Origin of the sequence: Streptomyces sp. NPDC092370, assembly GCF_044755265.1 — a bacterium.
Lineage (GTDB): Bacteria > Actinomycetota > Actinomycetes > Streptomycetales > Streptomycetaceae > Streptomyces.
Map to the genome: position 1 here is coordinate 159,279 of NZ_JBIVQO010000005.1, position 12,007 is coordinate 171,285.

Here is a 12,007-nt window from a genome sequence, read left to right on the forward strand (position 1 = left end):
GGTCAGACCGCCATCAGTGGTGCGTCGCTGCGCCACTTCAGGACCTTGTCGAAGCTCACCACGGCTCCGCCCCGGCCCGGCTTGTTGCCGATGTGGACGTGGTCGGCGAGCTCCTCGATGAGGCCGAGCCCCCTGCCGTTCTCCGCGTCCGTGTGCACGGGACGGATCGGCGGGCGGGACCGCCCGGCGGACGCCGCGGGGAACCCCGGGCCCGCGTCGGCGACCTCGATCCGGCACTTCTCGCCGTCCAGGTACGCGGTGACCCGGTAGGCCTCCGAGCCGGGCCCCCGACCCGTGTCCCCGCCGTGCTCCACGGCGTTCGCGCAGGCCTCGCTGAGAGCGACGGAGAGGTCGTAGGAGATGTCCGGGTCGACGCCTGCGGTCTCCATCGTGCCGATCAGCAGGCGGCGGGCGAGCGGTACGCTCGCAGCTTCGCGCCGCAGATGGAGTGACCACCAAATGCTCATGCTCCAGCCTCCTGGCTGCGGCTCGACATACCGTTACGTATTGCCCTCAGTACCGGTGTGTAAGCGTGAAGTCGACGTGAGGCCGCCCATACGGCGGATGCGCGCTGGTCCTGATCCGTGTATGCGGGGGCGTCCATCGGCGCATCCGAGGGCGCGTGGGGCCAGAGCATGACGTTCCGGTCGTACGGCATCTTGTGGACCTGCCGCACGGGGTGTGCGGGGCCAGTGCGATGATGAGCCCGCCATGACTGCCCCCCACGCGCGCGCAACGCGCTCCGGACACATGCTCCGGATCCTGCGGGCCGCGGTGTTCGCCGCGGTCTGCGTCGTGCTGGCCGGGGCAGGTCACGCGCTCGCCTCCTGCGACGGCATTCCCCTGTGGACGCTGGGCGCCGGGTTCCTCGGGGTGGTCGCGGTGGCGGCTCCGCTGGCCGGGCGCGTGCGCTCGCTGGCGGGGATCACGACGCTGCTCGCGGTCGGCCAGACAGTGCTGCACACACTGTTCGGCCTCGGCCAGCACGGTACGGCCGCCGTCACGTCCTCGGTACCGGCGGGCGGGAGCGACGCCATGCTGGTCCAGCAGGCCGCGCGGTTCGTCTGCGGCACGACGGCTGCGGCCATCAGCCCGGCGCAGGCCCAGAGGATCCTCACCGAAGCCCGGGTCCAGCCGTCTCCGGGGACACACACGCATCTGGCCTCGGACGCCGCGTCCGGCTCGTCGGCCTCGCTGTGGCCGTCCCTGCCGATGCTGCTCGGCCACCTCCTCGCGGCGCTCGCCGCCGGTTGGCTGCTGCGCCACGGCGATCTGGCGCTGCTGCGGCTCACCGCACTGTCGGCGCAGGGTGTCGCCGAGGGAGCGCTCGTACGATCCCTGCGGGCCGCCCTCGCGCTGGTACGCGCCCTGCGCGCCGGGCTTCCCGGAGCCCCGGAGTCCGGTCGGCGCCCGGTGTGTACCGCGCGGTCCGAGCCACCGATGCCGCGCACCACGGCGCTCCAGCACACGGTGATCCGGCGCGGCCCACCGGCCGCCACGGCTTCCGTAGCCGCACTCGCCCTCGCCGCCTGACGCGACGCGACCACCACCACTTCCGCTCCCGGACGTCCCGGGCCTCCACTCTCGGAGCCCCGGATCCCTGGATCCTGCGGAGGAGGGGCCGTCGTGCGGCACGCGCGTGTGCGCGCATTCCTCCTTCCACATCCAGACCGAATCACAGCGGAGCGCTCCTTCCATGAAGGCTTCCCGTATCGTCGCGGCCGGTGCCGCCGCCGGTGTCACCGTTCTCGCCCTGTCCACCCCCGCCTTCGCGCACGTCACCGTGCAGCCCGAGGGCACGGCCGCCAAGGGCGGCTACGCGGTGGTGGACTTCAAGGTCCCCAACGAGCGTGACGACGCCTCGACCACCAAGCTCGAGGTCAACTTCCCCACCGACCACCCGCTGGCCTCGGTGATGCCGGAGCCGGTGCCCGGCTGGGACATCAAGGTCACCAAGTCCACGCTGGACAAGCCGCTGGAAATGCACGGCGAGAAGATTTCCGAGGCCGTCACCAAAGTCACCTGGACCGCTGACGGTGAGGGCATCAAGGCCGGCTTCTTCCAGAAGTTCCCGGTCTCCATCGGCACCCTGCCCGAGGACACCGACCAGCTGGTCTTCAAGGCGCTGCAGACGTACTCCAACAAGGAGGTCGTCCGCTGGATCGAGGTGCCGCAGAAGGGCCAGGAGGAGCCCGACAACCCGGCCCCGGTGCTGGAGCTGTCCGCCGCCTCCGAGGGCGGGCACCACGACGCGGCGACCGGTGAGGACACCGACGCCAAGCCGGCCGAGAAGGCCTCCTCCGACACCACCGCCTCCGACTCCGCCTCCTCCGACGGCACCGACACCACCGCCCGCGTCCTGGGCATCGTCGGCATCGTGGTCGGCGCGGCGGGTGTCGCCTACGGCGTGCTCGCCGGCCGTCGGCGCACCAGCGCCTGAGCCGCTTCCGTTGACGGCGCGCGCCGGATCCCCGCCTCCGGGCGGGGCACCCGGTGCGCGCCGGGTCACCGACATCTGGGACTTTTTTCTATGCGCACCAAGACCTTCGCCGCGACCGCTCTGCTCGCCGCCGCCTCCCTGACCCTGACCGCCTGCGGCAGCGGCGGCGACAGCGACAGCGACAAGCCCGTATCCGTGGTGTCGGAGGAGGCCGGGACCGACAAGGCCGCCACCGTCCTCGACAAGCCGTTCGAGAAGCCGGACCTGGTCCTCACCGACACCCAGGGCAAGAAGTACGACCTCCGCAAGGAGACCGCGGGCAAGCCCACGCTGATCTACTTCGGCTACACCCACTGCCCCGACGTCTGCCCGCTGACGATGAACAACATCGCCGTCGCCAAGAAGCAGCTGCCCAAGGCCGAGCAGAACGAGCTGCGCGTGGTGTTCGTGACCACCGACCCCAAGCGCGACACCTCGGCCGAGCTCGGCAAGTGGCTCAAGGGCATCGACTCCACCTTCGTCGGCCTCACCGGCGACTTCGCGACCATTCAGGCCGGCGCCCGCACCCTCGGCATCTCCATCGAGCCGACCAGGAAGGACAAGAACGGCAAGACCGTCTCCGAGCACGGCACCCAGGTCATCGCGTTCTCCCCGAAGACCGACGGCGGCTATGTGCTCTACGGCGAAGGCGCCACCGTCGACGACTACACCAAGGACCTCCCCAAGATCGCCAAGGGGGAGAACCCGTGAGGCGGCGAATCGGCCCGGCCCTCGTCATAGCCGGGACGCTGGCCCTGGCCGGCTGCGGCAGCTCGGACTCGGGCCGTGACAGCGGCTCCGGCAAGGCGGAACTCTCCGTCGGCTCCGCGTACATGCCGCAGCCGGTGTCCGACGACATGGCGGCCGGCTTCCTCACCGTCACCAACAAGGGCGGCGCCGACGACGAGCTGACCTCGGTCACCAGCGGCATCGCCGGGCAGGTCACCGTGCACGACACCGTCGACGGGACGATGCGGGAGGTCAAGAGCCTCAAGATCCCCGCGGGTGGCCGGCTGGAGCTGAGGAGCGGCGGCGACCACCTGATGTTCGAACAGTTGAAGAGCAAGCCGAAGGAAGGCCAGACGGTCTCCGTCGAACTGCACTTCGCCCACTCCGCCCCCATGGAGGTCGAGATGCCGGTGAAGCCTGCGACCTACACGCCCAAGACCGGACACTGAGGGAGGGACCCCTGTGACGCAGACCATCGCCCCCCGCGTCCGGACCCTGGTACTGCTGCTCCTGGCGGCGGCCTGCGCACTCCTCGCCGGAGCCGGCCCCGCCGCCGCGCACGCCGCGGTGACCGGCAGCGACCCCGGACAGGGGGCGGTGGTCGACAAGGCACCAGCCCGGATCTCGCTCACCTTCTCCGAGCAGGTCGCGCTGTCCGACGACTCGCTGCGCGTACTCGACCCCGAGGGCAAGCGCGTCGACACGGGCAAACCAGCCAACGTCAGCGGCACCACGTACGCCGTGCCGCTGCACTCGGGGCTGCCCGACGGCACGTACACGGTGGCCTACCAGGTCGTCTCGGCGGACAGTCATCCCGTCACCGGTGCCTACACCTTCTCCATCGGCGCCCCCTCCAAGACGTCCGTGTCGGTCTCCGGGCAGTCGGCGGACGACGGGGTCGTGGGCTGGCTGTACGGCTTCGGGCGGTACGTGTCGTACGCCGGGTTCATCGTGATGGCCGGCGGCGCCGCCTTCGTGCTCGCCTGCTGGCCGCGCGGTTCCGGGGTGCGGCCGGTACAGCGGTTCGTCGTCTCCGGATGGGTCGCGCTCACCGCGGCGACCTTCTCCCTGCTGCTTCTGCGCGGCTCGTTCACGGGCTCCGGGAAAGTCTCCGACATCTTCGACCTGTCCCTGCTCGGGCAGGTGCTGCAGACCAAGAGCGGTGCGGCCCTGGTGTCCCGGCTGCTGCTGCTCGCGGCGGCGGCACTGTTCATCGCCGTGCTGTTCGGGGCGTACGACAAGCGGGAGGACACCCAGGAGAAGCGGGACCTGACCTTCGGGCTCTCGATCGGCGGCATCGTGGTGGCGGCCGGTCTGGCGGCGAGCTGGGCGATGTCCGAACACGCCTCGGTCGGTCTCCAGGCGGGTATCGCCATGCCGGTGGACGTGCTCCATCTGCTGGCCGTCGCCGCCTGGCTCGGCGGACTGGGCGCACTCCTGGTCGCCCTGTACCGCGCGCCCGTCGGCACGCCCGTCGACACCGCGGCCGTGCACCGCTTCTCGCGGCTCGCCTTCGGCAGCGTCCTCACCCTGATCGCGACCGGCACGTATCAGTCCTGGCGCCAGCTCGGCTCCTGGTCGGCCTTCACCGACACCCGCTACGGCCAGCTCCTGCTGGCCAAGATCGCCCTCGTGGTCGTCCTGGTCGGGGTGGCGTGGATCTCACGCCGGTGGACGGGCCGACTGGCGCAGACGGCGCCGGTGCAGGCGGCGGTACGGGAGAAGGAGTGGGTCGGAGCGAAGGCGGACGGCGCCGCGGCCGACGACGACGTCTCTGACGCGAGCGCGAGCGACAGCGGTCTCGACACCGGCACCGGTGAGCAGCCCGGCTCCGAGCCCGCCGACAGCGAACGCGCCGCGCAGCTCGCCCGGCAACAGGCCGCCCGGGATGCCGCGCGGCAGAAGCGGATGCGGGACGCGGACCCGAACCTCTTCGGGCTGCGGCGCTCCGTGCTGGCCGAGGCCGGCATCGCGGTGGTGCTGCTCGCCGTCACCACCGTCCTGACGCAGACCGAGCCGGGCCGCACCGAGCAGGAGGCCAAGGCGGCCACCTCGTCCGCCGCCGCCGACACGGGCGCGTCCGGGGCGCTGACCCTGAACATGCCGTTCGACACCGGCGGCGAGGACGGCAAGGGCATCGTCACCGTCGATGTCGACCCCGCGCGCGTGGGCGGCAACGAGATGCACGTCTATGTGGAGCGGCCCAACGGCCGGGCCTTCGACATCCCCGAGGTGAAGGTCGCATTCACCCTCAAAGCCAAGGACATCGGGCCCCTGCCCGTCGTCCCCGACCACATCGCTACCGGACACTGGTCGGCGAACGGAGTGCAGATCCCCATGGCGGGCGACTGGAAGGTCGACGTGACCGTGCGGACCTCCGACATCGACGAGGTGACCGTCTCCAAGAACGCTCAGATCGGCTGAACGACCATGCCTGACCAGTCCCTTCCAAAGGCCCGCACCCCTGAGGCCACCCCCGGGGAAAGCGAAGCGGCCTCCGCCCACGAGGGCATCTCACGGCGGCGGCTGCTCGGCACCGCCGGTGCCACCGGGCTCGTCCTCGGCACGGCGGGCGCCGCCGTGGGCTACGCCGCCGCCCCCTCCGAAGCCGCCGCTCCGCTGACCTCACTCGGCACGGGCCGGGTGATGTTTCACGGGAAACATCAGCCCGGCATCACCGACGGCCTCCAGGCCCGCGGCCACCTCGTGGCCTTCGACCTGGCGGCAGGCGCCGGCCGCAAGGAAGCCGCCGCTCTGCTGCGCCGCTGGTCGGATACCGCCCGGCGGCTGATGGCGGGTGAGCCGAGCCCTCACGACGACACCGACGTGGCCCGTGACGCCGGCCCTTCGTCGTTGACGATCACCTTCGGCTTCGGCCACAGCTTCTTCGCCCGGACGGGCCTGGAGAAGCAGCGCCCGACCGCCCTCGACCCGCTGCCCGAGTTCTCCTCCGACCAGCTCGACAAGAACCGCAGCAACGGCGACCTGTGGGTGCAGATCGGCGCCCACGACGCCCTGGTCGCCTTCCACGCCCTGCGTGCCATACAGAAGGACGTGGGCCGGGCGGGCAAGGTGCGCTGGCAGATGAACGGCTTCAACCGCTCACCCGGCGCCACCTCCCACCCCATGACGGCCCGCAACCTCATGGGCCAGATCGACGGCACCCGCAATCCGAAGCCGAGCGAGACGGACTTCGACCAGCGCATCTTCGTCCCCGAGAAGGGCGAACCGGCCTGGATGGCGAACGGCTCCTACGCCGTCGTACGCCGGATCCGGATGCTCCTCGACGACTGGGAGCAGCTCTCCTTCCAGGCGCAGGAGGACGTGATCGGGCGCCGCAAGTCCGACGGGGCGGCACTGTCCGGGGGCACCGAGACGACCGCGATGGACCTGGAGAAGACGGATGCCAAGGGCAACCTGGTGGTCCCGATCAACGCCCATGCCCGCATCACACGGCCCGACCAGAACGGCGGAGCGGCGATGCTCCGCCGCCCGTTCTCCTTCCACGACGGCATCGACGGTGACGGGGTGCCGGACGCGGGTCTGCTCTTCATCTGCTGGCAGGCCGATCCGCTGCGCGGGTTCGTGCCGGTGCAGCGCAAGCTCGACCGCGGCGACGCCCTGTCGCAGTTCATCCGGCACGAGTCGAGCGGGCTGTTCGCCGTGCCGGGCGGGGCCGCGGAGGGTGAGTACGTGGGGCAGAAGCTGCTGGAGGGGTGAGAGTTCACCCCAGTGCGGGCTTGTGAGGGATAGCGCTTCCGCGGGCCCATTAGGGTGAGGTCATGCCAGCGAGCTATGCGTATCTCGGCCCCGAGGGCACCTTCACCGAAGTGGCCCTGCGCACGCTTCCCGAGGCCGCCACCCGGGAGCTCATCCCGTACGTGTCCGTCCAGTCCGCGCTCGACGCGGTACGCGCCGGCGAGGCCGAGGCCGCGTTCGTGCCGATCGAGAACTCCGTCGAGGGCGGCATCACCACCACCCTCGACGAGCTGGTCGCCGGCGCCCCGCTGATGATCTACCGCGAGGTCCTGCTGTCGATCACCTTCGCGCTGCTGGTCCGCCCGGGCACGAGGCTGTCGGACATCAAGACCGTCTCCGCCCATCCGGCCGCACAGCCGCAGGTGCGCAACTGGCTGAAGAAGCATCTCGCGGACGCGCACTGGGAGTCGGCCGCCTCGAACGCGGATGCCGCCCGGCTGGTCCAGGAGGGCCAGTACGACGCCGCCTTCGCCGGTGAGTTCGCTGCCGCCCGCTACGGCCTGGAGGCGCTGGAGACCGGGATCCACGACGCGGAGAACGCCCAGACGCGGTTCGTGCTGGTCGGCCGGCCCGCCCGGCCCGCCGCCCCGACCGGCGCGGACAAGACCTCGATCGTGCTGTGGCAGCGCGACGACCACCCCGGCGGGCTGCGCGACCTGCTCGGCGAGTTCGCCACCCGCGGCATCAACCTGATGCTGCTCCAGTCCCGGCCCACGGGCGCGGGCATCGGCAACTACTGCTTCTGCATCGACGCCGAGGGCCACATCTCCGACCGTCGGGTGGCCGATGCGCTGATGGGTTTGAAGCGGATCTGCCTCCAGGTGCGCTACCTCGGTTCCTACCCGCGCGCGGACATGCGGCCGGGGGATGTGCGGCCACCGCGTCTGGGCACCTCCGACGACGAATTCGTCGCGGCGGCGGACTGGGTCGCGCGGTGCCAGGACGGCCGCTTCTAGGCCGGTCGTACCTGCCGATTGTCGTTATCCACAGGAGTTATCCACAGGTCGCTTCTCGATCTGGGGACAAGTCGACAACGGGGTGTGCCCCCGTCGACAAATCGCCCTACAGACCCCTGAGGGGTCCATCCGCACGTAGGTGACCCTTCGTCCACCGTTTTCCTTTGCGTAACTCTTCGGAGTGACCACTTTCCGCTCGAAAGCGAGGACAGAACGGGTTTCCATCGAGAAATCCGAGGGATCAACGGATCTTCCGGAGTGATCCATTCCGAAGTCCACAGATCTTCCACACAGCCTGTGGATAACTCTTCGGCGCGCGGGGATCCCTGTGGACAACCGCGGCCCAAGTCCCGCTTCCCGCAAGGGATTCATGTCAATGCGGCACCCCGAGGATGCCTCGCGCCGGGGATGGAGGGGCACTGCATTGACGCCACACACAATTCGCCTATACCGGGATGTATGCCACCCCGGCCCTAGTAAGTCGTGGGCGGTCACCCCGCACCGGTAGCCTTGGGCTCGTGATTGACCTTCGCCTGCTCCGTGAGGACCCCGACCGTGTGCGCGCGTCGCAGCGCGCCCGTGGAGAGGACGTCGCGCTCGTCGACGCCCTCCTGTCTGCCGACGAGCGGCGCAGGTCGTCCGGCGTCCGCTTCGACGAGCTGCGCGCCGAGCAGAAGGCGCTCGGCAAGCTCATCCCCAAGGCGGCCGGCGACGAGAAGGCCGAACTGCTGAGGAAGGCGGGCCAGCTCGCCGCCGACGTCAAGGCGGCCGACGCGGACCGCGACGCCGCCGCGACCGAGACCCAGGAGCTGCTCCAAAGGCTCGGCAACCTCGTCCACCCGGACGTGCCCGTGGGCGGCGAGGAGGACTTCGTCACGCTCGAGACGCACGGCACGATCCGCGACTTCGCCGCCGAGGGCTTCGAGCCCAAGGACCACCTGGCGCTCGGCCAGATCCTCGGCGCGATCGACGTCGAGCGGGGGGCCAAGGTCTCCGGCTCGCGCTTCTACTTCCTGACGGGCGTGGGCGCGCTCCTCGAGCTGGCCCTGGTGAACGCGGCGATGGCGCAGGCCACCGCGGCCGGCTTCACCCCGATGCTGACCCCGGCGCTGGTGCGCCCCCAGTCCATGGCGGGCACGGGCTTCCTCGGCCAGGCCGCGCAGGACGTCTACCACCTCGCCGACGACGACCTCTACCTGGTCGGCACGTCCGAGGTGGCGCTCGCGGCGTACCACATGGACGAGATCCTCGACGCCGACCGCCTCCCGCTGCGCTACGCGGGCTTCTCGCCCTGCTTCCGTCGCGAGGCCGGCTCGCACGGCAAGGACACCCGGGGCATCTTCCGCGTGCACCAGTTCGACAAGGTCGAGATGTTCTCCTACGTCGCTCCCGAGGACTCGCAGGCCGAGCACCAGCGCCTGCTGGACTGGGAGAAGCAGTGGCTGACCTCGCTGGAGCTGCCGTACCGCGTGATCGACGTGGCGAGCGCCGACCTGGGGGCCTCGGCCTCCCGCAAGTTCGACTGCGAGGCGTGGATCCCGACCCAGGGCAAGTACCGCGAGCTGACCTCGACCTCGGACTGCACCGAGTTCCAGTCCCGCCGCCTGTCGATCCGCGTCCGTGACGGCAAGCAGGTCCGCCCGCTGGCCACCCTCAACGGCACGCTGTGCGCCGTCCCGCGCACGATCGTGGCGATCCTGGAGAACCACCAGCAGGCCGACGGTTCCGTGCGCGTGCCCGAGGTGCTGCGTCCGTACCTGGGCGGCCGGGAGGTCCTGGAGCCGGTGGCCAAGTGAGCGACACGGCTTCCCCGGGCGGCTTCCCGTACCGGCTCGTCGCCACCGACCTCGACGGGACGCTGCTGCGCTCCGACGACACGGTGTCGCAGCGCACCCGTGACGCGCTCGCCGCGGCCACCTCGGCGGGCGCCGCGCACATCGTCGTCACCGGCCGCGCGGTCCCGTGGACCCGGCACATCCTCGACGACCTCGGCTACCAGGGCCTGGCCGTCTGCGGCCAGGGCGCGCAGGTCTACGACGCCGGCGCGCACCGCCTGCTGACATCGGTGACGCTGGACCGGCAGCTGGCCGGGGTGGCGCTGGCCAAGATCGAGGCGGAGGTCGGCCCGCTGTACGTGGCGGCGAGCCGTGACGGCCTGGACGGCGAGGTGCTGGTGGGCCCGGGCTACGCGGTCCAGGGCACCCTGCCCGCCACGCCCTTCACGGACGCGTCGGACCTGTGGACCGCGCCTCTGAACAAGCTGTACATCCAGCACCCGACGCTGACCGACGACGAGCTCTGCGAGGCGGCCACGCGGACCGCCGGCGGTTTCGTCACCGTCACGATGGCGGGCGAGGGCATCGTCGAACTCCTCCCCCTGGGGCTGTCCAAGGCGACGGGGCTGTCCCTGGCGGCCCGTCGGCTCGGGTTGAAGGCGGCGGACACGATCGCCTTCGGCGACATGCCCAACGACATCCCGATGTTCGCCTGGGCCTCCTACGGCGTCGCCATGGCGGACGCCCACGAGGAGTTGAAGGCGGTGGCCGACGAGGTGACGTCCTCCCATGACGAGGACGGCATCGCGGTGGTGCTGGAGCGGTTGCTGGGCTGAACTCCGGGCCCCGGTGCTCGGGGCTCGGTGGTGCTGGGCGGAGGATGCACGGATCGAACGTGCGCGGGCCCTTGCGGACCCGACCACGGTGTAGCAAACCGGTGCCTTACCACTCGGCCAATCCTCCGGGTGGGCGGCCCACGCGATGTGCGATTCGCGTGCTCGAAGCGGCCGCCCCGGGCAGCTCCCCGTGTGGGGCGGGTTCCACGGAGAGGTGGTGCCTACTCCGGATCCCGCCGCGGGCTGCCCTGAAGGGAGCTGGACGTACTGCCGTGCATGGACATCGTCCCGCTCCTCTCCCAGAACGTGGCGCCGGGCTCCTCGCCCGGCCGCGACGACCATCACTCTGCCCGCCGGGCGAATGGGACGCCACTGATTAAACCGGTGGCCCGGCCGGCGGCAGCCCGGTTACTTCCTGCGCCACTTGCGCCGCCGGGCCTTGCTGAAGAACCAGCCCGCAGGCGGCTCGTCGGAGCGCCAGGGCTGCGGCTCCGGTTCCTCGCGCCGCCACTTCGCGGCGAGCATCCGGGCACGGGCGGACGGCTCGGAGGTCCCGGCGGAGCGTATGAAGTCCTCGTCCAGTACGACACCGTCGAGGTCGTCCCGGGCCTCGCCCCCGGTGTCGTCGTACTGAGCCCTCTCGCCCGCCATACCCGTCCTCCAGCCGTCCAACTTCCGTTGCGATTGCCCTGCATCCCGTTCGCCCAGTGTGCCCGGGCGAAGGTGAAGCCTCCGTCAAGGCCGAGGCGGTCACTCCTCTCCGGCGAGCGTCAGAGAGCGCAGCTTCTGTCCGGCGAACCAGGTGGCCAGCACCGTGACCGCCACCAGCAGCACCGTCGCCGTGGTCAGACCGACGTCGGAGGAGACCAGGTCCCCGCCGGACACCTTCTGGGCCACGGCCAGCGACCACTGCTGGACGCTCAGGGTGCGGGCGCCCGGTACCAGGGAGCCGAACAGGGCCTCCCAGACCAGCGCGTAGACGAGTCCGAACACCACCGCGTGCCGGGAGACCGTGCCGAGCAGCAGGAACAGGGCCGCGTACGCGATGGAGGCGACCAGGGCGGCCACCGTGTAGGCGACGGCGACCTGCTGGCCGTTGCCGTTCAGGATGAAGCCGGCGATGAGCGTCGGCACAGCGGAGAACACCATGGTCACCGCGATGGCCACGATCAGCTTGGTGAAGATGATCGTCGGACGCTTGATCGGCTTGGACAGCAGGTACACCACCGAGCCGTCGTCGATCTCCGGTCCGATCGCGCCCGTTCCGGCGATGACGCCGATGATCGGGACCATCGTCGCGAGGGCGAGTCCGCCCAGCAGGTCGGACGCCGTCTGGTCGTCCGCCCCTGCCAGGCCGCGCACCGCCACGGCGATCACGATCAGCAGCATGGGCAGGGCGCCGAGGATGAGGGCCCGGCGCCTGCCGAGCAGGGCCCGGTACGTGAGCCGGGCGACTGTGGGGTCGTACATCAG

Annotated in this window: 12 protein-coding genes and 1 tRNA gene; 9 read left to right on the forward strand and 4 right to left on the reverse strand. The window is 70.8% G+C overall.

Annotated features, from left to right (window positions below):
• Positions 1-2 precede the first annotated feature (2 nt).
• Entirely contained in the window at positions 3-467 is a 465-nt protein-coding gene (locus ACIQHQ_RS17620; RefSeq protein WP_402612814.1) for an ATP-binding protein, read from the reverse strand.
• Positions 468-711: 244 nt separating this feature from the next.
• Here ACIQHQ_RS17620 and ACIQHQ_RS17625 point away from each other — a divergent pair, with 244 nt between their 5' ends.
• The 9 genes from ACIQHQ_RS17625 (at position 712) to ACIQHQ_RS17665 (ending at position 10,534) form a co-directional block, all read left to right on the forward strand.
• Complete coding sequence (locus ACIQHQ_RS17625) at positions 712-1,533, forward strand: hypothetical protein (RefSeq protein ID WP_402612815.1); 822 nt, start codon at positions 712-714, stop codon at positions 1,531-1,533.
• Between the two features lie 163 nt (positions 1,534-1,696).
• Positions 1,697-2,440, forward strand: a complete 744-nt coding sequence (locus ACIQHQ_RS17630) for a YcnI family protein (RefSeq protein ID WP_402612816.1) — start codon at positions 1,697-1,699, stop codon at positions 2,438-2,440.
• A 90-nt stretch (positions 2,441-2,530) separates the two neighbouring features.
• Complete coding sequence (locus ACIQHQ_RS17635) at positions 2,531-3,190, forward strand: SCO family protein (RefSeq protein ID WP_402612817.1); 660 nt, start codon at positions 2,531-2,533, stop codon at positions 3,188-3,190.
• Positions 3,187-3,657, forward strand: coding sequence for a copper chaperone PCu(A)C (locus tag ACIQHQ_RS17640; protein ID WP_402612818.1), 471 nt, complete (start codon positions 3,187-3,189; stop codon positions 3,655-3,657). The genes ACIQHQ_RS17635 and ACIQHQ_RS17640 overlap by 4 nt, the downstream gene beginning before the upstream one ends.
• 13 nt (positions 3,658-3,670) lie before the next feature.
• Positions 3,671-5,632: a copper resistance CopC/CopD family protein gene (locus ACIQHQ_RS17645; protein ID WP_402612819.1), complete on the forward strand. Its 1,962-nt coding sequence runs from the start codon at positions 3,671-3,673 to the stop codon at positions 5,630-5,632.
• Positions 5,633-5,638: 6 nt separating this feature from the next.
• On the forward strand, positions 5,639-6,928 hold the full coding sequence (efeB, locus tag ACIQHQ_RS17650; RefSeq protein ID WP_402612820.1) for an iron uptake transporter deferrochelatase/peroxidase subunit: 1,290 nt from the start codon (positions 5,639-5,641) through the stop codon (positions 6,926-6,928).
• Positions 6,929-6,990: 62 nt separating this feature from the next.
• Positions 6,991-7,923 (forward strand): prephenate dehydratase, encoded by a 933-nt coding sequence (gene pheA / locus ACIQHQ_RS17655; RefSeq protein ID WP_402612821.1) that lies wholly within the window; start codon positions 6,991-6,993, stop codon positions 7,921-7,923.
• 518 nt (positions 7,924-8,441) lie between these two features.
• On the forward strand, positions 8,442-9,719 hold the full coding sequence (gene serS / locus ACIQHQ_RS17660; protein ID WP_402612822.1) for a serine--tRNA ligase: 1,278 nt from the start codon (positions 8,442-8,444) through the stop codon (positions 9,717-9,719).
• A complete protein-coding gene (locus ACIQHQ_RS17665) occupies positions 9,716-10,534 on the forward strand; it encodes an HAD family hydrolase (protein ID WP_402612823.1) in 819 nt (272 codons plus the stop codon). Before serS ends, ACIQHQ_RS17665 begins: the two co-directional genes overlap by 4 nt.
• Before the next feature lie 38 nt (positions 10,535-10,572).
• On the opposite strand, the gene ACIQHQ_RS17670 is transcribed toward ACIQHQ_RS17665, so the two are convergent.
• The 3 genes from ACIQHQ_RS17670 to ACIQHQ_RS17680 form a co-directional block, all read right to left on the reverse strand.
• Positions 10,573-10,661, reverse strand: a tRNA-Ser gene (locus ACIQHQ_RS17670).
• A gap of 281 nt (positions 10,662-10,942) precedes the next feature.
• Entirely contained in the window at positions 10,943-11,185 is a 243-nt protein-coding gene (locus ACIQHQ_RS17675; RefSeq protein WP_402612824.1) for a hypothetical protein, read from the reverse strand.
• A 99-nt stretch (positions 11,186-11,284) separates the two neighbouring features.
• Positions 11,285-12,004, reverse strand: a complete 720-nt coding sequence (locus ACIQHQ_RS17680) for an ABC transporter permease (protein ID WP_402612825.1) — start codon at positions 12,002-12,004, stop codon at positions 11,285-11,287.
• Positions 12,005-12,007: the final 3 nt, after the last annotated feature.